Source organism: Bradymonas sediminis (assembly GCF_003258315.1).
Lineage (GTDB): Bacteria > Myxococcota_A > Bradymonadia > Bradymonadales > Bradymonadaceae > Bradymonas > Bradymonas sediminis.
Genome location: NZ_CP030032.1, coordinates 4,102,358 through 4,125,000 on the forward strand (window position 1 = coordinate 4,102,358; position 22,643 = coordinate 4,125,000).

Here is a 22,643-nt window from a genome sequence, read left to right on the forward strand (position 1 = left end):
CAGTCGAATTTTCATGCACAAATATTTAATACCCCGAAAAAACTCGCGCGTCATGGCGACTGCGTTCAGCGTCCTCGCAACGATTCTCTTTTCGGCAAGTGTTGCCTCCGCGCAGGCCTCAACCTTTGCGCCCGAGCAATGGCTCGGCGAGCTACGCGGCGAGGGACACGCGGCGGTCGGGTTGGCCAAGGCGAAGGCATTTGAGCGCTATAGCGTGTATTATGCGACGCCCGATCTCATTAAAGCGCTGGAATCGGCCGCAGCCGCGACCCCGTCGCCGCTGGTGAAATTCGAATTGGAGCGCCAGGCCGCGGCCGCACATCTTAATGTCGGTGATTTCAGCCGGCACGAAGACGCGTTTTCGGGGCAAGGTTGCCTGGTCGACTTTGATATCGTGGGCCCCTTCGACAACCCGTCGATGCAGGCTTTTGAGACGCGCCTGGGCCCCGAAGACGGCCAGGCCGGCCCCTACGCCGGCAAATTGACCCAGGTGGACTGGCGAGCGCAGCCAAATTACGACGAGTTTTGCACCTTTTATCTGGGCCGAAATATCGAGCCCAGCACCGCGGCGGCGGTCTATTTGGCGAGCGAAATCGACGCGAAACGCGCCGGCTCGGCCAGGTTATTATTGGGGGTGAGCGGCGCCTATAAGGTGTGGCTCAACGGAAAACCGGTAGCGCATCGAGGCGAAGACCTCGGCCTGGGCGTGGACGCCGATGCCTGGTCGGTCGCGCTCAAAAAGGGCCGCAACCACCTGCTTATTAAGATCGCGTCGACCGGCTCGGGCAGCCTGGGGCTGAGCGCGCGCCTGGTCGACCCGAACTTTAAGCCCATCACCGACGCGACGATCAAGCGCGGTTGGAATGGCGAGGCGATGGCCGCCGACGACGCCAAAAAATGGCCCGAACCGCACCGAAATAGCGTGCTGGCTCAGGCCAAAAAGCTCAGCCAGAATACTGATTCGAAGGCCATCTGGGCCGCCTGGCTCTGGTCCAGGCTTGAGCCAAAAAACCCGGCGACGCCCTGGCGCGACACCGCCCTGCGGGTGCGCGAGGCCGCCGAGCAGAACCTCGCCGCCACCAAATCGACCGGTTTCGCCGCCCATGAATTGGCGCTGGCTGCCGACCTGGTCGAGGAGCATTGGCGCAAAATCGACCTGCTTGAGATGGCCTACCGCTTAAACCCGAACAACTATTGGGTCGGCCTCCAACTGGCCACCGAATACGCCGCGTCGGACTCGGTGCAGATTCAGCAAAAGGAGCGCACGCTCCTCGAAAAAATCCACGCCGAGGCCCCGACCTTTCTGCCCGGCACACTCGCCCTCGCCGAATGGTACGCCGGGCATGGATTCGAGAAATATGCGCTGAATATGCTCGAGGCCGAAGGCAAGAGTAGCGAAAACGCGACCATGCAAATCCCGAGCTATATCAGGCAGCTAGCCTATCTTCACTCGCTCAGCGGCGAGCGCCGGCGCGCCGACAAATTATATCGTCACCTGGAGTCGGTGGCCGCGCTCAATACCGGCTACGCCTGGGTTCGCGCGACCGATCTGCTCGCCGAGAATAAGACCGAGGAGGCGCTAGAGATTATCGACGCCCAACAGCAATTGGTGCCCTGGGAGCTGCGCTGGCCGCTGCGAAAGGTCGAGATTTTGCGCGCTCAAAAAGACTTCGACGGCGCCCAAAAACTGCTCGACCAATTGATCGCCCAGCGCCCCGGAAACGTCGGCCTCTATCAAAAAAAGGCCGACCTCCTCGTGGCGCTTAACCAGAAGACGCAGGCCGCCGAGACCCTTGAGCTCGCGCTGCTGCGGCGCCCGCAGGACGAAGACCTTCGCAAGCTGCGCGCCTTCTTGACGCCCAGCTCGAACCAATTCTTCGAGCCGTGGATCGTCAATGATATCGTCGAAATCGCCAAGGATACCCCCAAAACCCAATACGAATACGACACCATCGTCGACCAGACGCTGGTGCATGTCGCGCCCAACGGCCTCGCCTCGAGCGTGGTGCAGCGCGCCGAGCGCGTCCTCAATGACCAGGGCATCGACCCGGCGAGTTATCAGCGCATCAGCTTTACCCACGGCGACGAGGTCGTGGAGGTTCTGGGGGTGCGCGTGCACAAACCCGACGGCAGCATCACCGAGGATTGGGACCGCTGGGAGAGCGGCGGGTCGCGCAAGGGCTCGACCACCTATAATGACTCCACCTACATCAATATCCGCGCCAATAACGTGAAGGTCGGCGATATCGTCGAGTACCGCTGGCGCGTCAGCCAGGTCGCCAACGAGAACTTCCGCGGCGATTATTTCGGCGATGTCGAGTTCGTTCAGAGCACCCGACCGGCCGCCTTTGGCCGCTACGTCGTACATTATCCCACCAGTTGGGAGCTCTATTTCCGCGCGCCCATGCTCCCGCATGACGTCCTAAATAAGCTGCCAGGCCAGGCGAAATTAGAGCCCAATTACCAGGTGCGCGGCTTTGAGCTGCGCGACATCCCCGAGGTTCATACCGACCGCGGCCAACCCGGTTATACCGACGTCTACGACTATGTGATGGTCTCGAATAAGAAGAATTACGACGAGATCGGCAAGTGGTGGTGGAACCTGGTCGAGGAGCAACTGATCGTCGACGAGAATATCTCGGCGAGGGTCGCCGAGCTGACCGAGGGGCTGACGACCGACCTCGAAAAGGTCCAGGCCATCCACAATTATGTGGTCCAGAATACCCGGTATCTGCACGTCGGGCTGGGCATTCATGGCTGGAAGCCCTACCGAACCACCACCGCGTTTCGAAACCGCTACGGCGACTGCAAAGACAAAGCCGCGCTGCTCAAGGTAATGCTCGACCAGGCCGGCGTCCCCGCCCAATTGGTGCTGGTGCGCACCCGCGACCTGGGCCACGTCGACGCACAGCCCGCCTCGATGCATATCTTCAACCACGCCATCGCCTATGTGCCGAGCATGGACCTATTTTTGGACGGGACCGCCGAATATAACGGCACCCACGAGCTCACGCCGATGGACCAGGGCGCCCAGGCGCTCATCGTCAGCGACGGCGGCGACGCCCGATTTATGTCGATGCCCGTCGACAAGCCCGAGCAAAACCGATTGTTCAAAGAGATGACCGTCCTCCTCAACACCGACAATCCCACGGTGCGCGGAAAGATCGTCGCCCACGGGCAAAACGCGGTCTATTATCGCCAGACGCTCGAAGACCCGCAGCGGCGCGATGAGATCTTCGAGAAGCAGCTCGCCGACACCTACCCCGGCGCGACGCTGGTCAGCGCCACCTACTCGGACCTGAGCAAATTGGAGCAGCCCGTCGAGATCACCTTTGAGTTCACCGGCGGCGAGCTGTTGCGCGCGAATAGCACCCAAAAATTTGTCTACGCCTACGGCGCGCCCAAGGATTTGCTCTCGGCCTATGCCAACCAGGCCAGCCGCCGCCAGGACCTCACGATCCGGCTTCCGTTCACCAGCCATACCCGAATGCGCTACGAATTAGGCGCCGATCAACGCTTCGAAGCGGTGCCCCAAGACACCCTCATCGAGACCCCTTTTGGTGCAACCACCGTGAAGTATAGCCAGGCCGATCGCGTCCTCGAGGTTGACCTCTATTATAGCATCTCGATGCAGCGGATCCCGCGCGAAGATTACCCGAAATTCCGCGACTTTATGGCGCAAATGACCGCCACGCTCAACGAGACGATCGCGCTAAAACCCGAGGCTAAATAATCTCGATTCGCTCAGCCCGGGCGCGCCCCAAAACGCCGCGATTCCATCGCTCGCACACTCGTAAGACCTCGATATATTTATGCAGAAATACGCAATGCTCCAGAAGACACTCAACCCCAAGACCCTGCTCCGAAACAATAAAGCGCTGCGCTGCGGCGCGCTTTGCCTGGCGCTGTCCTTCTCGCTGAGCGCCTGCTCCAGCACGCCGAAGCCCCGCCCGAGCGCCTACTCTTTTGCCGCCAACGCCGGCGCCAACACCGCGCTCGATGGCTGGTTTAAGGCGCGCGACGCCGAGGACGCCGCCCAGCCGACCAAGCATGTGCTCTTGGACGACGCCACCGAGGAGCAGCGCTTCGCGGCGGCCGAGATCGCGTATTTCGAAGGGGATATCGAGCACGCCGCCAAGCTCTTTATGCAGCTCCTGGAGCAGAACCCGGCGCATCCGCTCAACCGATTCGGCGCGGCGCGCCTCTACGCGATGCGCCACCAGGTGGTTGATTTTAATGAGAAAATCCGCCCGCTCCTGGCCAAGCTTAGATTCGCCGACCTCGCCCCGCTCACGCGCGTGCACGTGTCTCAGATCGGGCAAAGCGTGGTCTATAATGATTGGAAAATCTCCGACGCGGCGCGACCGTTTGCTGCCGACGCTGTCGGGTTTCCGAACGAATGGACCACCTCGCCGAGCCTGTCGAATTGGCGCCTAAGCGACTTCGACCAGGCCTTTTTGCCCGAGACCGAGGACGCGCTTCGCGAGGAATATCTCTCCCCGTCGATCGCCGAAGACGCGCCGATTAACTACGTTAAATCGCGCCACTTTAGCGCGGCGGGCGTCAACCTCTCGCCAAATTTTGAGCGCTCCGGCATCTATTATATGGAGACCTTCGCCCGGGTGGAGCCGCGCGAAGGTGACGGCTCAAATAGCGAAGCCCGCGACTTCTTGCTCTACGCCGACTTCAGCGCGGCGGCAAAGATCTGGATCGACGGCAAGCTCGTGATGACCCGCGACGAGAAGGATTATCGCGGCGGCGAGCGACTGCGCCGGATTCGCCTGAGCCCCGGAGAGCACCGCATTCTGGTGAAGATGGCCTATCAAAAGAGTTATCGCGACGGCTTCGACCTCACCCTGATCGCCGATGACGCGACGCCCCTGGGCGGCAGCGGGCTGAGCTTTGAGGCGAAGCCTCGGGCCAATCCAGACGGCGCACAAAAAGAAGGCAGCATCACCTTGCTCGGAGAGCAGAAGATGCTCGCCGACCTCGACCCGACCCGCATCGCGCCCGACGCGGTCACTAAGGCCGATGATATCAGCCTCTACCTGGCCGCCAACGCCGCCATCCTCAACCTGGAGGCGCAGGACTTCGACGCCGCCTGGGGCGCGCTGATGGAGCGCCACCCGAAATTTGCGGTCGGCTATATGCTGCGCGCCCAGCAACTTCGAACGCTTTGGGAGGTCCCCTCGCGGATTCGAAACGCGCGCTCCATGGCCGATCTTCGCCGCGCCGCTCAGCTCGCGCCCGATAACCTGAGCAATAATCTGCTGCTCGGCAAACGCCTGCGCGAGCAGGGAAAGAGCGACGCCGAGCTGCAGGATTTGCTGCGCAAAAACCGCGACGCCGCCTTCACCCAATCGGGCGAATTGCGCAATATTGAGCCGCTTCACGAGTGGGCGGACTTCCTCGAAGACCAGGACTGGTCGGAGTCGGCCGAGCAGGCGTGGAAGCGCGTGCTCGACGCCGCGCCCACCGAATGTGGCGCCGCGCATAGCCTGCAATATCTGTATAATCAGCGCGATTTCTTCCCCACTCTGGCCGAGATTACGCCGGCGCACGCGAAATGCCCGACGCTGCTCAACACCTTCGCCCGAAACCGCAAAGACCAGGCCGAAGTGCGCCTGAAGCTCGCCCGACAAGACGCCCTGCGCTACCCCTATCGCGCGTCTTCGCAGGAGCGCTACAGCGCCGAACTCATCGCCCAGGGCCAGCCCGACAAAGCCCGCCAGGTCCTGGTCGCCGCGCGCGACCGCATGCCCTGGGACGTCAACCTCTGGTACGAGCTGGCCAAGATTGCGCTGGCCGACGAAGGCATGGACGCCGCCCGCGCGCTGATCGAAGGCGGCATCGACCAGCACGAGAGCAGCGCCTGGCTGCAATGGCGCCTGTCGATGCTCGAAAACAAAGTGCCCCTGGCCGACCTGATGCACGACGGCCTGAAGATCGCCCGCGAAGACGTCGCGCGCGGCGAGGCCGAGACGAGCGGTGACGAGGCATATTATGCCCTGGACTTCGCGGCCCGAAAATATTTCGAAGACGGCTCCTCGGTCACCCTCACACACAACGTCATTCGCGTGATGACCAAGGGCGGCATCGACCGATTTGGCGAATTTGAGACGCCCAACGGCGCCGAGCTCGTCCTGGCGCGCACCATCAAAAAAGACGGCAGCGTGCGCATCCCCGAGCAGATGTCCGGAAAATCCACGCTCAGCATGCCCGGGCTTGCCCCCGGCGACTTCGTCGAGATGGCCTATATCCAATATTCGTCGGCCAGCGCGCTGTCGAAGACCCGCCAGCGCGGCATCCGGTTTTTCTTTCGCATGGCCCATATCTCCAGCCAGCATAGCGAATATATTATCGTGAACCCGCGCGGTGATTTTCAGCGCATGAACGACGCCCCGGAGCCCAAGTCGATCCAGACCAGCGAGGGCCCGGCGGTGCAATTCTTGAGGACTGACAGCCCGCGCCCGCGCCGCGAACCCTCGCAGGTCGCCGGCGACGAGTATCTGCCCTGGATTCAGATGCACCGCGAGGGCACCACCACGAGCGACTTCGAAGCCTCGCGCCGCAATATCAGCGAGCAAATCCGCGATAGCCTGAAGATGAGCGAGCCGCTGCGCCAACAGATCGCCGAGTGGCGAAAGGGGCTGAAGCCGGGCTCCGAAGAAGAGGTCAAAGAACTCTTTTACCGCGTCTCATCGTGGATCGCCGACCCGACGCTCACCCAATATAATACCGACGCGACCCACGTGCTGCTTGAGCATGACGGCAACCCGCTGCTGCTGCTCAAGGCGGCCTATGACCAGGCCGGAATCCCCGCCGAGATCTATTTCGCCCGCTCCAAATTCCAATCGCCCCACGAAGATCTTATCGGCGAATTCGCGAAATATTCGTCGCCGCTGATGAAGGTCCAGATGCCCGATAAGACCCACGCCTGGGTCAGCCCGGACAGCCCCGACGCGATGTTTAATAGCCCGGGCAACACGCTCATCGGCCAAATGGCGGTGTGCGTAAGCTGCGACGAGGCGCATCGCGAAGTCGTCGCGCCCCAGAACCCGCGCCCCATCAACCGCCACGTCGCGGTCGACGGCAAGGTCAACGCCCAGGGCACCCTCGACGCCACGATGACCATCACCTACCGCGGCGCCCTGGCCGCGCTGGTGCGCCAGGTGCTGCGCAAAAACGCGGACCCCAGCAGCCGCAAAAAATTCGCCGACGTCAGCGTCGCCAGCCTGATCTCGGGGGCGACCTTGCAGAGCTTTGAGTTCGACGGGCTCGACAAGCGCGACGAAGACCTGCTGCTGCGCGCCAAGTTCACCCGCAAGAATTTCGCCCGCCCCTACGGCGCCAACACCCTGCAGATTCAGTCGAAATTATTCGACGAAAATATCGCCGGCCAATACGCCGAATTATCCCAGCGCGAGACCCCGCTCTTTGTTCCCTATTCGCGTGATTATGGTTATACACTCAAAGTCGACTTCCCGGCCGGCAGCCAACTCGCGCTGCAAAGCCAGGCGGGAAGCTGGGAATATAATACGGAATTCGGTGAGTTTTCGCGCTCGGTGAATATCGACGGACAAACGCTGACGCTCAACTCGAGCATCGATATCCCTGTCCAACGCGTCGCCCCCGAGACCTACACAAAGTTTAGAAGTTGGGCGCGCAACCTGGATCGCAGCGCGCTCTTATTTCTGCGCGTTTCGCAAAACAATTGAAACCTTTTGTCAGCGCCGTGCATCCCAACCCGCGTGGCCGCTGTTTTTGAGCACACAAACTTTTTGAGCTTCTGATTCAATGTCGACCCCTCGCCAAAATATAGGTTTTAGATTTATCCGGACGGTCGCCGTCCTGATGACTCTATTGCTCGGGCAAACGCTCGCGGCCGCGCTGCTGCATACGGTGCTGGTCGACCATATTTGGTGCGAGACTCACCTCGACTTCGAGCACGTCGACGAGGAATCCGGCGACACCGAGGAGCACGCGGAGCTCGAGGACCTTAACCTCGAGGCCCAACCCGGCCAGCAACATCAGCCGGGCGAGGAGCCTCCTGGGCCCGACAACCTCTGTTTCTATCTGACCTCCCTGCACGGGCCGGCGATTCCGCTGCCTTCGATTCACGCATCGCTGCTGAATCTGCCGCCGCCCACCGACGCTGCGACCAACAGCCCAACCCCCGGCGACGCCACCTCTGTGCCTCGCCAAATCGACACGCTGCACGAGTCTCCCGGACTCTCCCCCCCGCAGCGCATGGCCTAACCACGTCTTCAATTCAATCATTGAAAACACGGACGCATCGGTCCGCCTCCCTGCTGATTTCTCAACGAGAATCAGCAACTTAGGCGACAACCGAAGGTCATAAACAGCCGTTTTGCGGCTCTCATAATCTTATGAATATGCATCGTAGTTTTGCGCTCGCGATATGCTGCGCACTCTGCCTGGTCGCGCCTAATAATCTATTCGCCCAATCCACACCTTCTTCCACCGAAGACGACACTGAAGCCGCGCAAGAGCTCTCGCTCGAGGCCGAACTCGAGGCGCTCGAGGCCGAGGTCTATGACACGCCCGCTCCGGCTGACTCGGCGCTCGCGCTGCCCAGTGGCGCGCCGACCGCCGCCTCCGTCGGCGCAGCCGCGCTGCAATCGATGAACCCGGATATCTCTTTTATTCTCAGCCTGGCCGGCGCGTGGTTCTCGGATGAACCCGACATGCGCGGCGGCCACGATCCCAGTAATTTTGGCTTCAATCTACAAGGCCTTGAGCTCGCGGTGGGCTCGGATGTCGGGCCGTATTTTCGCTTCGACAGCGCGCTGGTCTTCTACCAGGGCGGCGTCGAGATGGAGGAAGCCTACGCGTCGACCCTGGCGCTCCCCGCCCAATTCCAGGCGCGCGCGGGTCAATTTAAGACCCGCTTTGGCCGCCTTAACTCCACCCATTTGCACCAATGGAATTTCGTGACCCAATCGTTGGTCAGCGCCAAATTCCTGGGCGGTGAGGGGCTTCGCGGCCTCGGCGCCGAGGTCAGCCGCCTGGCCCTCTGGGTCCCCGGAACCTTCCGCTGGTACCTCGCCGCGCAAAATATCAGCAGCGGCGCCACCGGCCGCTCCTTTGCCCCAAGCAGCAGCGACATCGAAACCTTCTCCGACCTGACCGTGACCGCGCGGGCCGAGGAATTCGTCGAATTATCGAGCAATTGGGACCTCCTCTTCGGCCTGAGCTACGCCAACGGCGTCAACAAAACCGGGCGCGACAATCGCACCGAGATCTACGGCGCCGACACCTACCTGAAGTGGCGACCGCGCACCGAAGGCGGACGCTCTCAGGTCGGCTGGCAGACCGAGTTTATGCTGCGCCGCCGCCAACTCCCCGGCACGGTGCTCCAGGACTTCGGCGTCTCGTCCTGGGTTCAATGGACCATCAACCAACGCTGGGCCACCGCCGTCCGCGGCGAGTATATCTCCGCGGTCGACTCCGACCCGCTCGACCCCGAGTGGAACGAGGACCGCCGACGCGCCGAGGCACAGGTCAGCTTTGCGCCCTCTCATTTCTCGCGGCTTCGCCTGCAATACGGCCTCGATCATATGCCGTATCGCGCGGGCACCAGCGACGATGAGTGGGTTCAAATGGTTCTATTACAAGCAGAATTTAGCGTAGGAGCACACGGTGCACATTCTTATTAAGTCACGATTCATTCTTCTTTTCGCCGCGCTTACTTCCCTTCTATTCATCGGCGCCTGCACCCTGGAGGACGGCGCCCCCTTCGGCTACGCGAGCTTTGAGCTGTCGGTCGAAGAGCCGGGACTTGGCCCCGACTTTGCGCTGGAATCCTTCGAGGTCGAGGTCGAATCCCTGCACATCTGGGCCGGCGCCGGCGCCGAGCAACCCGCCGACGATCACGGACACGATCACGGCCACGATCATGAAGACGATCATGGAGACGAAGAAGCGCCGTCGGTCGACGCCGAAGACCTCGAAATTGGACACCTCGAGGTCGACAAGCTCATCACCTCGACCGACGCGGTCGCCCTGGGCGAAGCCGGCATCACCAACGACGCCGCGGTCGACCACGTTGAGATCGAAATCCACGCGCTCAGCGCGCACGGCGTCCTGACCCGCGGCGGCGAGCAGATCCCGGCCACCATCACCCTGCCCCACGCGCATCTGGCGGTCAGCGGGCCGGCCGACCTGAGCTTTACCGCCGACGATCCCGAAACCCAGCACCTGCACGTTCACCTGCACTGGCCCGAAAACTGGCTGGAGGACGTCGATATCGACGCGCTCGAGGTCGACCCGGGCGGAAATATCATCATCGGCGACGGCTCGAACCCGACCGCTGCCGCCGCCCTGGCCGAGCACCTGCATGGTGCGCGGTTGGTGACGGAAGTGCGTTGATTCTGCTGTACCGGTCGGGTGCGCCGATCGGGGGATCAACCTGGCTATCAATCTTATTCACCGGTCGGCGAGCCGACCGGGGTCTATATCTGGAGATTATTATGAAGCATATACTTATCATCGCCGCCGTATTCGCCCTATTCTTCGCCCCCAACCGCGCCGACGCGAAGGTCAAGATCGTGTCGACCCTCGGCGACCTCGCCGCGGTCTCAAGCGCCGTCGGCGGCCCCGACGCCGACGTCACCCTGCTGGCGAACGCCCACGAAGACCCGCATTTCGTCGACGCCAAGCCAAGCTTCGTCAAACACCTGAGCGCCGCGGATCTGCTGGTCTATAACGGCATGTCGCTTGAGGTCGGCTGGCTTCCCACGCTGACCAAAGGCTCGCGAAACGCCAAGATTCAGGCGGGCGCCGACGGCTCCTTTGACGCCTCGCATTATGTCCAGACAAAGGGCGCGGCCACCGGCAAGATCAGCCGCGCCGGCGGCGACGTGCACCCCGAGGGCAACCCGCACTACTCGGTCGACCCGCGCCAGATGGCGCGCGTGGCGGTCGCCCTGGGCAAACGCCTTGCAAAGATCGACCCCGATAACGCGGCCGCCTACCAATCCCGCGCCCGCGCGTTCGCCAAAGAGGCGCTCAGCTCGGCCAAAAAATGGGAGGCGAAATTCGCCAAATTACCCCAGCAATGCCGCGATATCGTCGTCTATCACGAGGCCTGGGCCTACCTCACCGATTGGCTCAAGCTCGACGTCGCCATCGCGGTGGAGCCCAAGCCCGGCGTGCCGCCCAACCCGCGCCACGTGGCCAAGGTCTTTAAGACCATCCAGTCCCAGAAAATTAACGCCATCGTGCATATGAAATATTATCCAAACTCCGCCACCAAGACGATCGCGCAAAAGACCGGCGCCAAGCTTATCGGCATCCAGGGACAAACCGACGAGGGCGCGTCCTATTTTAAGCGCATCGACACCATGGCAGGCGACCTGTATTCGGCCCTTCAAGGAGGCTGTAAATGAGCATCCTGCGCGCTCAAAATCTCGAGATCGGCTATACCTCCACCCTGCTCGGCCCCTTTGACCTGGCCATTCCCCGCGGCAGCTTCGTGCTCATCGAGGGGCCCAACGGCTGCGGGAAGTCGGTCTTTTTGAAGACCCTGATCGGCCTGGAGAACCCGCGCGCGGGGAGCTTTGAGTGGGAGGTGGACGCCGATGCGCTGCGCTTCGTGCCGCAGACCCGCACGGTCGACACGCTGCTGCCGGCGACCGTGCGCGATGTGATGGAGCTGGGGTTTCAGCGCGGCTCGGGGTGGGGCTCGTTTCGCCGCCGCCCGGACCCCGACCAGATCGCGCGCGCGCTCGACGCGGTCGGCATGCACAAGCTGCTCAAGAAGCTATTTCGGGAACTCTCCGAGGGCCAAAAGCAGCTCATCATGCTCGCCCGCGCCCTGCTCGCCGAGCCGGCGGTCATCCTGCTCGACGAGCCCTCGGCCTCGATGGACCCGGCGCGCGAAAAGCTGGCCGTCGACGTGCTCCTCGGCGAGCAACGCGCGCGCGACTGCACCATCTTAATGATCGCCCACGGCAGCCAGCCGGCCCAGCAGGCCGCCGACTATGTGCTCAAGCTCGATTACGATAAGTCGGTCGAATTTCGCCCGAATAATGCGCAAAATAACGCAGAAGAACGCGGCGCTCAGGAGGAACTATGTGGGAAGCCATAACCATGAATTGGCTGCTCTTTCGCGACGCGATCCTCGCCGCGATCATCTCCGGCGGCGTGCTCGCGCTGCTCGGGGTCTATGTGGTGGCGCGGCGCATCGTCTTTGTCAGCGCCGCGCTCAGCCAGGTGTCGGCCCTGGGCGTGGTGCTGGGGTTCTTCCTGGTCTCAACGCTCACGCTCGGCGGGGGCCTCGCCGGCATCCTGCCGGTGGGGCTGGCGCTGATTTTGGCGCTCAGCGCGGTGCTGGCGCTGGCCTGGATCGGCGACTCGCCGAGCCTCGGGCGAGACGCCGTGCTGGGCATCGCGTTCATCGTACCGACCGCGCTGGTCCTGGTGCTCGGCCCCAAAATCCCCAGCGAGATGCACTCCGTCGAGCAGATCCTGCACGGCTCGGCCGTGCTGGTTCGCCCCGGCGACCTCTACGCCATCGCCGCCGCCGGCGCCGCCGTGCTCATCGCCCAATTCGTCGCCTTTCGCGGGTTCGTCTTCGCCAGCCTCGACCCCCAGGTCGCCCGCACCCAGGGCGTGCCGGTGCGCATCCTTGACATGCTGCTCTTCGCCTCGATCGCCATCATGACCGGCCTGGTCACCCGCGCGCTCGGCGCCATGCCGACCTTCGCGCTGACCGTGCTGCCGGCCGTCGCCGTGCTCGGGCTGCGGATTGGCCTGCGCAATGTCTTTATCCTGGCGGCGCTCATCGGCGCGGCGTCCGGCGCCGGCGGGTTTATCGTGGCGTATATGATGGACTGGTCGGTGGGCGCCTCGCAAACGCTCGTCGCGATGGGCTTTTTGCTGCTGGTGCGCGGCGCCACCGTCGCCGCCCGGGCGGTTGGCGCGCGTAATCTATAATTTCACATATTTTGACGACCCGAGACCCCTTAGGCCACCGGCACCCCCATCGGAATACCCCCTCCGGCGAAACGTTCGCCCTCTGAAGGGGGTCTCGATGGGGTCGCCAGGGGTATAAGACCCCCGAGGGGGGCATGGTGTCCCCCCCTCTAGACCCCTTAGGCCACCAGCACCCCGGTCCCTATCCCTCCCGCGGGGCGGTGTTCCCTTTTGGAGGGGGATATGGATGGGGTCGCCAGGGGTATCGGAGCCCTGAGGCTGGCGAAAAATCGCGCCCCGAGACCCCTCAGGCCACCAGCACCCCGATCCCTATCCCCCCAGCCGAGGCGTAGGGGCCCGCGGAGGGGCGAAACACCCCCGAATTCCCATCTTCCCTTTGCGCTCGACGCACCTCATCAAGTACAAGGGGCGCGTCTCGATTTTATAGAGCTCGATTTCAAAACCAGGTCGAAAATGTCTTATATAGTCCTCGCCCGAAAATGGCGCCCGCGATATTTTGAAGAAGTTGTGGGCCAGGAGCATGTGGCGCGCACGTTGATCAACTCCATCGATCAGAACCGCGTTGCCCACGCCTACCTCTTTTGCGGCACCCGTGGTGTCGGAAAGACCACCACCGCGCGGATCCTTGCCAAGGCGCTCAACTGCAAAAATGGCCCGACCGCCACGCCCTGCTACGAGTGCTCCTCCTGCACAGAGATTCACGAGGGCCAGTCGACCGACGTCTTCGAGATCGACGGCGCGTCGAACCGCGGCATCAACGAGATCCGCGAGCTGCGCGAGGGCGTGCGCTACGCCCCCAGCCGCGACCGCTACAAAATCTACATCATTGACGAGGTTCATATGCTCACCAACGAGGCGTTCAACGCCTTGTTGAAGACGCTCGAAGAGCCGCCGTCGCACGCCCATTTTATCTTCGCGACCACCGAGCCCCAGAAGATCCCGGTCACCATCTTGAGCCGGTGTCAGCGCTTTGACTTCAAGCGCATCGGCCAAAACGACATCGTCGCGCACCTGCAGCACCTGTCAAACGCCGAGAATATCACCGCCGAGAAGGCCGCCTTGCAGCTCATCGCCCGCCAGGCCAACGGCGGCATGCGCGACGCGCTGAGCCTGATGGACCAGGTTATCAGCTTCGCCGGTGATTCCTTCGACGAGGCGCAGGTTGCCCAGATTTTGGGCGTCGCCAACCGCAAGCACCTCTTCGAGCTGAGCGAGGCCGTCATCGCCCGCGACGCCGAAGCTGCCCTGGCGGTGCTCGGCGAGGTGGACCGCTATGGCTATGATTTAAAGCAATTTTCGACCGAATTGGTCACGCATTTTCGCGACCTGGTGGTCACCCGCGTGGTCAAGAACCCGGAGCGGGTCACCAGCCTGACCGAGAGCGAATTGCGCCAGGTCGCCGAGCAGGTCGACGGGCAGCCGGTGGAGCTTTTGCACCGCTATTTCGCCGTCATGGCCGACGGCGCCCAGGAGATGATTCGCTCGCCGTACCCACGCCTGATCTTCGAGATGACGCTGGTGCGCCTGGCCCAACTCGAGCCGCTCGACAGCCTGACGCTTTTGGTGGACCGCCTCGAATCCTTGGAGGGCGTGCTGGCGGACGACGCGTTGATCGACATCACGCCGGCCGCGGCGCCCGCTAAAAAAAAAAGAACCCCGCTGACGCCTGATCCGGCCCAGGCGAGCGCTGCGCCGGCGCCCGCCGCGCCGGTAGCGACGCCCCCGCCTCAGCCCGCAGCGCCCGAGCCCGAAGCCCCCGCGCCTCCGGCGCCCAAACCGCCCGAAGCGACCGTCAACGACGGCGGGCAGCCGTTGCCGGAACCGGTCGAGGAAGTCGCGCCGGTCGCCGAAGTCGCGCCCGTGGAAGAAGCCGCGCCGGTCGCCGAAGTCGCGCCCGTGGAAGAAGCCGCGCCGGTCGCCGAAGTCGCGCCCGCGGAAGAAGCCGCGCCCGTGGTACAAATATCGCCGACGCCCGCAGCCACGCAGCCCATCGATCCCGATGCCCCACAGCCCACGCTCGAAGAGCTCCTCGCCCTGCCGGCGCGCGAGCGCTGGCGCGCGTTGGTCGAGCATATCCGCTTGAGCGCCGCGCCGGTCGCCGCCACCTGCGAGCACGCCCACCTGCAGCGCATCGAGAACAACGAGCTCGTCATCAGCCTGGCGCCGAGCTACCTGCTCTTCCTCAAAGAAGAGGGGCGCACCGAGATCGTCGAGGCCGGACTCCGCGAGCTCTTCGGCCCGGATTGGACGCTCAGCGTGGTGCCTAGCGATAGCGAAGAGGCGACCCTTACCGAGACGCTTACCTTCGCGGCCGAGCGCGACGCGATCCTCGCCCAGCGCAAGGTCGACCTGGAAGAGGCGATGACTCAACACCCGAAGGTCATCGAGGCCCGCGAGCTCTTCGAGCCGGACGCCGAGCGGGTCGCGGTGGAGCTGCACGAATAAGAGACAGCCTAGCGTAAAATGGAGCGCGCGAATTCTAGAAATTCGCGCGCTCCTTTTTTATTCGGAGCCCCCTAAACCGGGCGCATCAATCCGCGCGCGCAGCGAATTGATGAGGTTGCTGCGGAACCGATCCTGGGCGTCCGCGCAGTTCTGCAGCGGCGTGGAGTACATAAAATACGAATGCGTGGGGGCGTCGAGGCTGGCGTCCAGGTCTACCTGCGCGTGCGGAGCTTTCAAAAAGCCACCCCTTAAACAATCCGTCACCGGGATTCGAACGAGCCAATCCGCCACGTCGAGCCCAATGATAAGTGACTCCTCGGTGAGCAGCGGCGCGTTGATCACGGCGGACAGGGTCAGGTGGAACCGAAAGTCGACGGCCAACTCGCGAATCGCGTTATCGGCCTCGAAGCTCGCGCGCGCCTCCAGGGTGCTCAGCGGCGAGGTCGGCGAGGAGACCGGGGCGAGGTCGACGTCGACGCGGCGATAATCCAGGGAGGGGATTCGCCAGAAGCGCCGATTCCCCCCCTGTTTTCGGGTGTCCAGATCAACCCGAAACGGCCCCCGCAGGCTCAAGTATTCGCCCTGGCATTCGAGCCCCTGAGAGAATTCGGGGCTCCGATAGTCAATCGTATCGCAGGATGAAGTGGTCGGTAACTTCAGGTGAATCGCGTCCACGCCGAGGTGCGCGGCGGTCAGCGAATAGACGGTGCCGCGCGGGTCCTCGAAGCGAATCAGCGGATTCGTCGCCCCCTGGGCGCTGCTCTCAAAGGAGCTAAAGGCCTCAAAATAGACCCGCGACGCGTCGTCGGCGGCGCCGAGCGCGGCCCCCTCGGCGTCCCCTCCACACCCGACGCCCCCGCCGGTGCCAACCAGGAGCATTGCGACAACGATACCTCGAAGACCAAGCATCCAGCTGCGACCCGGCCCGGGACAAATGGCCACGCACGGATGCCACGGCGATTTGGCGTTCTTAAAGTCGACCAATGCACTCCCCCATGGCTCTGGTTTATGGAGCAAATCACATAGTGAAAAGGTCGACGATTCGCAGTGAAAGTCGAGCATCTACTCTGAAATATAAATGCGACGCCCCCTCGATTCATGATCAAATATACGCTATTTTACGGGAGCTGAGTTTGGCGAAAAACGGCAGACTTTCAGGAGCATAGAGGGATTCTCCCCCCCGCGCCCTCGGGCCACGAGCGCGACCTGTCCAGAGTCCCCCCGCATTCGCTTGCATTGCTCGCCCACTTTCATTAGAACGCCCATCTAATTGGATAGTATCCAGCATAAACAATAGTAATCTTTAGAAATCTCGCTGAAGAGAGCGCAACGGTGTTCACCGTTTATCCGCCCTCCAGAGCGTAACCCATAAATAAAGACGTTTTTTTAACGACTGACTTCGACCGAGAAAATTATGATTAAGAACCGCCTGAAGTGGATTGTGGCAATCGCGGCGCTTAGCGCCATTGGGACACTGAGCGTCGGCTGCGGCGACGAGACCGGCGCGACCGGCGGCGGCCCGGCCGTGTGCGAATCCTCTGCGGATTGCGCGGGCACCGACATCTGCGTGCAGGATGTGTGCGTGGGTGACAAAGACGGCGACGGCGTGCCGGACGCGGTGGATAACTGCCCCGACGACGCCAACCCCGACCAGATCGACACCACCGGAAACGGCCTGGGCGACGTGTGTGACCCGACCCTGGGCGAGGAAGGCGACCAGGACGGCGACGGCGTGCCGGACGAGGAAGATAATTGCCCCACGGTCGCAAACCCCGACCAGGCTGACGCCGACGGCGACGGCATCGGCGACGCCTGCGACACCGATATGGACGGCGACGGCGTGGATAACGACGCCGACAACTGCCCCACGGTCGCAAACCCCGACCAGGCCGATAGCAACGGAAATGGCGTGGGCGACGCCTGCGACACCAGCACCAGCACCGACCAGGACGGCGACGGCGTCGACGATGACGTCGACAACTGCCCCACGGTCGCAAACCCCGGCCAGGCTGACTCCGACGGCGACGGCGTGGGCGACGCCTGCGACCCCGACATTGACGGCGACGGCGTCGACAACGACGCCGACAACTGCCCGCACGTGGCCAACCCCGACCAGGCCGACAGCAATAACAACGGCATCGGCGACGCCTGCGAAGACAGCGACGGCGACGGCATCGTGGACGCCGAGGATAACTGCCCCACGGTCGCCAACCCGACCCAGTCGGATATCGACGGCGACGGCGTCGGCGACGCCTGCGACAGTGATATGGACGGCGACGGCGTCGATAACAACGCCGACAACTGCCCCGAGGTCTTTAACCCCGGCCAGGAAGACGAGGACCAGGACGGCGAAGGCGACGCCTGCGACCCCGACACCACGCGCCGCACCGGCGGACCGACCGACTCCACCTGCGTCTACGTCCCGCCGACCGGCGCCTTCACGCCCGACCTGAAGTGGAGCCTGACCATCACCGCCAACGATCCCTACCCGGATCGCGGCCAGGTCATGATGACCCCGGCAGTCGCCAACCTCACCGACGACACCGGCCCGCTGGGCTTCCCCGACGGCAGCATCGACCTGTACGACACCCCGGACGTCATCTTCACGACCTTCAAGACCTCGCCGGCGCCCAACGTCAGCTGGGACTACCTGAACTCCGGCGTGCTGCGCGCCGCCCATGGCGACGGCAGCGGCTTGATCTGGAGCGTCGGCTCGGTCGAGTTGGGCCTTGGCAGCGGCGCCTATAAAGGCATCCAGCCCGCCGCCAGCATCGCGGTCGGTGATATCGACAACGACGGCAAGAACGAGACCATCGCGTTGGTCCTCGACGGCAACGTCACTCAGCTCGTCGCGGTCAATAACGACGGCTCGATCAAATGGCAGACCAACCGCAACGGCCTGGCCTCCACCGGCATCCCCGCGCTGGCCAACTACTGGGGCGGCCCGGCGATCGCTGACCTCGACGGCAACGGCACCCCCGAAATCGTGCTCGGCGCTGCCGTCTTCGACAACCAGGGGAACCTCTTGTTCAACGCCGCCGACACCCCCGGCGACGGCATCGGCGTGAACTCCTCCTATAAGATCGGACCGCTCAGCGCGATCGCCGACGTCAACGGCAACGGCAAGCAGGAGATCCTCACCGGCAACACCGCCTACACCCACACCGGCGACGTTCTGTGGGCCAACACCGAAGCCGACGGCTTCGTCGCCGTCGCCGACTTCAACGGCAATGGCCTGCCCGAGATGGTCGTGGTGAGCGACGGCACCGTGCGCGTCCAGAACGCCGCCAGCGGCGCTGTGGTCTGGGGACCGGTCAACGTCCCGAGCTCCGGGCGCCTCGGCTCCCCGACCGTCGCCGACTTCAACGGCAACGGAAACCTCGAGATCGGCGTCGCCGGCTCGAATAAATATGTCGCGCTCAGCGTCGACCCGAGCGACTTCGGCTCGGGCGCGCTTGACTATAACAGCGTGAAGCTGTGGGAAGTCGAAACCCAGGACCAATCGAGCAGCAACACCGGCTCGAGCGTCTTCGACTTCCAGGGCGACGGCAGCGCCGAGGTCATCTATAACGACGAGCTCTGGCTGCGCATCTACGACGGCGCTACCGGCGCCGAGCTCTTCAAGGCCCCCAACAGCTCCTATACAGGCCTGGAATACCCGATCATCGTCGACGTCGATAACAGCGGCTCGGCCTCGATCGTGGTCGGCAGCAACGACTTTGAGTGCGGCGATATGCTGCCCGATTGCGCCTCCACCGGCACCAACGGCATCAAGGTCTTCGGCGACGCCGACGACAACTGGGTCGCGACCCGTCGCATCTGGAACCAGCACACCTACCACATCGACAATATCAACGAAGACGGCTCGATCCCGCGCAACGAGGTCAAGAGCTGGACGACCCACAACACCTATCGTCTCAACGCGCTGACCGAGTTCGACAGCCAGCAGGCTGCGCCGGACCTGTTGGCCGAAGACCTCCAGGGCACCTGGGTTGAGCTGTGCGAAGTTGGCGCGCAGGTTTGGGTCACCAACCGCGGCGCCATCCGCGTCCCCGCCGGCGTGACGGTGAGCTTCTACGGCACCGACTCCAACGGCAACCGCGTCTTCCTCGGCGAAGGCCGCACCCAATTGCCGCTTGAGCCGGGCGACTCCGAGCGCGTCGACCTGCAACTCGACCTCCCCTACTCCAGCACCTGGAGCGTGGAGGCCGTGGTCGACGACGTCAACGGCACCGGCGTGGGCACCGTCAACGAGTGCCTGGAGAGCAACAACGCTGTGACGCTCTTGCAGGGTCACTCCTGCAGCACGAACTAATCGTGTGTAGCAGCTAAGCCCCAAAAGGCCCGCCAACCTCAGGTTGGCGGGCCTTTTGGTGTAAGCCTGATGCCTTTTTTTGGCATCGTCCGCGTCGGACTTCAAACACCGATGAATATCGCCCGCGGCGGCGCGTCTACCGGCACGCACGCATATTTTAGAACGCTAAACTTAAATATTATTGGAAGATTAACCCATGCAAACCCTGAAGATCGTCTCCTTTAGCGCCCCGTTTTTATTCGCCCTCGCCGTCAACCCCGCCTCGGCCTTCGCCCAGACCACGGTCCCGGGCGGAAACCTGATCAATCAGACGTGGACCCAGGCCAATAGTCCCTATATCGTCCAGGGCGATTTGACGGTGCCCGCCGGCTCAACCTTCACCATCGAGGCCGGGGTTGAAGTGCGCTTCGACCCCGGCGACCAGCAAGCCTCTGGACAGAACACCGAGCTCAGTGAGTTCACCGTCCACGGCACCCTTGCGGTCAACGGAACGGCAGACGCCCCCGTTTCGTTTGCCAGCAACGGCGCCCCGGACCACTCCACCTGGTATGGCATCCTCATTGAACCCGACGCCTCGGCGACCATCGCCCACGCCACGCTCAAGGACGCGTTTTTGGGCATCCAATCCGACGCCCCCACCACTTTTAGCCTCACGCGATCTGAACTCTCCAACATCCAGTTCTACGGCGTACATATTTAGGAGGGCAGCGCCGAGCTCGACGGGGTCAGGGTCCACGACTGCACCCACGGCATAAAGATCGACGCCGAAACCACCAGCACCCTTCATAATATCTTGGCCTACGACAATCTGGGGCACGGCGTGATCGTCGCGACTAGCGCCTCCAGCAGCGACCTATCGCTCACGGTTCATAGCTCGACATTTCATAATAACGGCGCGAGCGGCGTCTCCCTGGCCTGTAACGGCCAAGGCCGAGCGACGGTCGAAGTCTATAACTCGCTCGCGACAAATAATTCGAATGTCGGACTCGAGAGTTCGAAATCCCCCGGCACCTGCCGCATCAACGCGAGCTATTCGAATGCCTGGGGAAATGGCAGCGGCGATCTATCCCGCATCTCCGCGCGTGACGGGATGCGCTCCGCCAACCCTCAATATGTCGACGCCGCGAACGGTGATTTCCGACTCCAACCCAGCAGCGTCGCCATCGACTCGGGCACGGACATCGGCGCGCCCGCCCATGATATCGACGGGGCCGCGCGTCCGTTTAACGGCGACGGGATAAACGGCGCCGAATACGATATGGGCGCCTACGAATTTGGCGCGACGTTCGCGGCCTGCGGCGACGGCGTCGTCGCTCAGGACGAGGAGTGTGACGACGGCAATCTCGAAGACGGCGATGGTTGCAGCAGCGCGTGCGTCATCGAGGATGACGGCGGCGGCGATGTCGGAGTAGATGCTGGCCCCGACGCGGGTCTCGACGCGGGCTTCGATTCGGGCCCTGATGCGGCGCCGGATGCCGGCGGCAGGTATGACGGCGGCAGGCATGACGGCGAAGACGAGTTCATCGATGACGACATCGGCGAAGACCAACTCGACGACGCTGGTCACAGCAATGAGGACCCAGCTGACAGCGGGACGCCAGGCAAAAAAGGCTCCGAAGGTTGCGGCTGCTCCGCCACCTCGGGTACGCCCACGCCCGGCTCCCTGGCGCTGATCGCCCTGGGCGCAGGCCTGCTGTTCATCCGTCGGCGCGCCGCGTCGCGAAAAACCCCGCCGATGGCGTAATGAGCGCCTAGCCGCAAGACCCAAAGGCCCGCCGTTCTGAACGAACCGGCGGGCCTTCTACTTTCTCAGCCGTCTATCATCGGATCCCCGAAACGCTGCAATATTTCCTCGCCGGCGACTCGCGCCTCATCGCTCATGGGGCCGAAGCCGGACGCCCGGAGCGCTTGCCTACCACCCCGATCACCCTCACCTCCAACACGCCGATCGACATCGCGGCTAAAAGCACTTCATCGCCGCCGCCGGGCGGGCGTGAGGGAACCTTCGGGCGTGCCCACGGTCCAATTAACTGCCGCGCAGACAAGTTGCGTACATCTTTGCTAGTATATGATTTGATAGCGCCAAAGTTCTCTCAAAAACGCCTGAGATTTTGCCATGAAAAAACGTTTGATGATCACCCTCGGAATCTGTGCCTCGACCGCTCTTATGCTGGCCGTGCCCGCCACGATCCAGGTCGCGGCGGCCGAGGAAGCCGGCGAGGAAGCATCCCTGACGGGTCCGGCGAAATTGCTCGACACCGCCGAACTTCTGTATCACGGCGGCGAGTGGTCCAAGGCGATTAAAGCCTACCAGAAGGCGTATAATGAAACGCCGGCGACGAGCCCCTATAAGGCCGAGGCGGCTCTCGGGTGGAGCAGCCTTTTGTGGCAGCAGGGGTCGTATAGGGAGGCCGCCAAGCGTATCGACCAGGCCCTTAAATTGGCCGAGGAACTCAAATTTGACTCCGCCATCGGCCGTATGCTTCTGACCAAAGGTCAAATCGAGGCGAGCCGTGGCCAACTAGGTAAAGCCGAGAACACGCTGACGATCTGCGTGAAGTCGGCGCGCGACCAGGGCGACCAAGCCTTCGCCTCGCTATGCTCCATCAACAAGCGCCTGGTGCGCCAATTGCGGGGGCGTCCGGTCGGCCCGCAGAGCGACTACCAGGCGGATATCACGCAGTTAAAGTCGGCCGGCACACCTCTGTCGGTCGGCTCTTCGCTATCTCGAACCGCCGGATTCTACGAGAAAAACGGCGACCTCGACCGCGCTCTCGCGCTGCTCAAGGAGGCGCAGACCCACTACGACCGGGCCCAGAGCGTGCCGGCGAAGTTGCGAAACCGCATGCATATCGCAAAGCTCCTGCAGGACCAGGGCAACCACGCCGAGGCGCGACCCTACCTGGCCGGCAAGGTCGCCCAA

At 63.0% G+C, this 22,643-nt stretch carries 14 protein-coding genes and 1 pseudogene (1 of these 15 cut by a window edge); 14 read left to right on the forward strand and 1 reads right to left on the reverse strand.

Annotation, left to right across the window (positions count from 1 at the left end):
• The first annotated feature begins 52 nt into the window (after window positions 1-52).
• The 9 genes from DN745_RS15470 to dnaX all read left to right on the forward strand — a co-directional run bounded on the left by DN745_RS15470 (window position 53) and on the right by dnaX (window position 15,405).
• Window positions 53-3,733 carry a DUF3857 domain-containing protein gene (locus tag DN745_RS15470; RefSeq protein WP_162687713.1) on the forward strand — a complete coding sequence of 1,227 codons (3,681 nt, stop codon included), beginning with the start codon at window positions 53-55 and terminating at the stop codon, window positions 3,731-3,733.
• A gap of 79 nt (window positions 3,734-3,812) precedes the next feature.
• Window positions 3,813-7,718: a tetratricopeptide repeat protein gene (locus DN745_RS15475; protein WP_111336214.1), complete on the forward strand. Its 3,906-nt coding sequence runs from the start codon at window positions 3,813-3,815 to the stop codon at window positions 7,716-7,718.
• A 136-nt stretch (window positions 7,719-7,854) separates the two neighbouring features.
• The gene (locus DN745_RS15480) at window positions 7,855-8,259 is read left to right on the forward strand and encodes a hypothetical protein (RefSeq protein WP_111336216.1); all 405 of its coding nucleotides are present in this window, start codon (window positions 7,855-7,857) and stop codon (window positions 8,257-8,259) included.
• 137 nt (window positions 8,260-8,396) lie between these two features.
• Entirely contained in the window at window positions 8,397-9,680 is a 1,284-nt protein-coding gene (locus tag DN745_RS15485) for a zinc-regulated TonB-dependent outer membrane receptor (RefSeq protein ID WP_133622152.1), read from the forward strand.
• Window positions 9,664-10,392 (forward strand): hypothetical protein, encoded by a 729-nt coding sequence (locus tag DN745_RS15490; RefSeq protein ID WP_111336219.1) that lies wholly within the window; start codon window positions 9,664-9,666, stop codon window positions 10,390-10,392. Before DN745_RS15485 ends, DN745_RS15490 begins: the two co-directional genes overlap by 17 nt.
• A 101-nt stretch (window positions 10,393-10,493) precedes the next feature.
• Window positions 10,494-11,411: a metal ABC transporter substrate-binding protein gene (locus tag DN745_RS15495; protein WP_111336221.1), complete on the forward strand. Its 918-nt coding sequence runs from the start codon at window positions 10,494-10,496 to the stop codon at window positions 11,409-11,411.
• On the forward strand, window positions 11,408-12,112 hold the full coding sequence (locus DN745_RS15500) for a metal ABC transporter ATP-binding protein (protein ID WP_111336222.1): 705 nt from the start codon (window positions 11,408-11,410) through the stop codon (window positions 12,110-12,112). The genes DN745_RS15495 and DN745_RS15500 overlap by 4 nt, the downstream gene beginning before the upstream one ends.
• Window positions 12,097-12,960, forward strand: coding sequence for a metal ABC transporter permease (locus DN745_RS15505; protein ID WP_111336224.1), 864 nt, complete (start codon window positions 12,097-12,099; stop codon window positions 12,958-12,960). Before DN745_RS15500 ends, DN745_RS15505 begins: the two co-directional genes overlap by 16 nt.
• A 453-nt stretch (window positions 12,961-13,413) precedes the next feature.
• Window positions 13,414-15,405, forward strand: a complete 1,992-nt coding sequence (gene dnaX, locus DN745_RS15510) for a DNA polymerase III subunit gamma/tau (protein ID WP_162687714.1) — start codon at window positions 13,414-13,416, stop codon at window positions 15,403-15,405.
• A 57-nt stretch (window positions 15,406-15,462) separates the two neighbouring features.
• On the opposite strand, the gene DN745_RS15515 is transcribed toward dnaX, so the two are convergent.
• The gene (locus tag DN745_RS15515; RefSeq protein WP_111336228.1) at window positions 15,463-16,284 is read right to left on the reverse strand and encodes a hypothetical protein; all 822 of its coding nucleotides are present in this window, start codon (window positions 16,282-16,284) and stop codon (window positions 15,463-15,465) included.
• Between the two features lie 535 nt (window positions 16,285-16,819).
• Here DN745_RS15515 and DN745_RS20135 point away from each other — a divergent pair.
• From DN745_RS20135 to DN745_RS15535, 5 genes and pseudogenes are all read left to right on the forward strand, one after another.
• Entirely contained in the window at window positions 16,820-19,720 is a 2,901-nt protein-coding gene (locus tag DN745_RS20135) for a thrombospondin type 3 repeat-containing protein (protein ID WP_133622151.1), read from the forward strand.
• Window positions 19,721-19,916: 196 nt separating this feature from the next.
• A complete protein-coding gene (locus DN745_RS15525) occupies window positions 19,917-20,420 on the forward strand; it encodes a hypothetical protein (RefSeq protein ID WP_111336229.1) in 504 nt (167 codons plus the stop codon).
• Window positions 20,421-20,441: 21 nt separating this feature from the next.
• A pseudogene (locus DN745_RS20140) lies at window positions 20,442-20,984 on the forward strand (right-handed parallel beta-helix repeat-containing protein); the annotation flags it as partial.
• The gene (locus tag DN745_RS20145) at window positions 20,979-21,464 is read left to right on the forward strand and encodes a DUF4215 domain-containing protein (RefSeq protein ID WP_338028495.1); all 486 of its coding nucleotides are present in this window, start codon (window positions 20,979-20,981) and stop codon (window positions 21,462-21,464) included. The pseudogene DN745_RS20140 and the gene DN745_RS20145, both read left to right, overlap by 6 nt.
• Before the next feature lie 372 nt (window positions 21,465-21,836).
• On the forward strand, window positions 21,837-22,643 hold the 5' end (the start) of the coding sequence (locus DN745_RS15535) for a tetratricopeptide repeat protein (protein ID WP_111336231.1). Its footprint extends 1,074 nt past the window's final position; the window shows 807 of its 1,881 coding nt (coding positions 1-807); the start codon lies at window positions 21,837-21,839; the stop codon falls past the right edge of the window.

Coding starts and splice junctions, on each gene's coding strand:
- DN745_RS15470 (WP_162687713.1), top strand. CDS start 53: ATGGCGACTGCGTTCAGCGTCCTCGCAACGATTCTCTTTTCGGCAAGT.
- DN745_RS15475 (WP_111336214.1), top strand. CDS start 3,813: ATGCAGAAATACGCAATGCTCCAGAAGACACTCAACCCCAAGACCCTG.
- DN745_RS15480 (WP_111336216.1), top strand. CDS start 7,855: ATGACTCTATTGCTCGGGCAAACGCTCGCGGCCGCGCTGCTGCATACG.
- DN745_RS15485 (WP_133622152.1), top strand. CDS start 8,397: ATGCATCGTAGTTTTGCGCTCGCGATATGCTGCGCACTCTGCCTGGTC.
- DN745_RS15495 (WP_111336221.1), top strand. CDS start 10,494: ATGAAGCATATACTTATCATCGCCGCCGTATTCGCCCTATTCTTCGCC.
- DN745_RS15500 (WP_111336222.1), top strand. CDS start 11,408: ATGAGCATCCTGCGCGCTCAAAATCTCGAGATCGGCTATACCTCCACC.
- DN745_RS15505 (WP_111336224.1), top strand. CDS start 12,097: ATGTGGGAAGCCATAACCATGAATTGGCTGCTCTTTCGCGACGCGATC.
- dnaX (WP_162687714.1), top strand. CDS start 13,414: ATGTCTTATATAGTCCTCGCCCGAAAATGGCGCCCGCGATATTTTGAA.
- DN745_RS15515 (WP_111336228.1), bottom strand. CDS start 16,284: ATGCTCCTGGTTGGCACCGGCGGGGGCGTCGGGTGTGGAGGGGACGCC.
- DN745_RS20135 (WP_133622151.1), top strand. CDS start 16,820: ATGATTAAGAACCGCCTGAAGTGGATTGTGGCAATCGCGGCGCTTAGC.
- DN745_RS15525 (WP_111336229.1), top strand. CDS start 19,917: ATGCAAACCCTGAAGATCGTCTCCTTTAGCGCCCCGTTTTTATTCGCC.
- DN745_RS20145 (WP_338028495.1), top strand. CDS start 20,979: ATGGGCGCCTACGAATTTGGCGCGACGTTCGCGGCCTGCGGCGACGGC.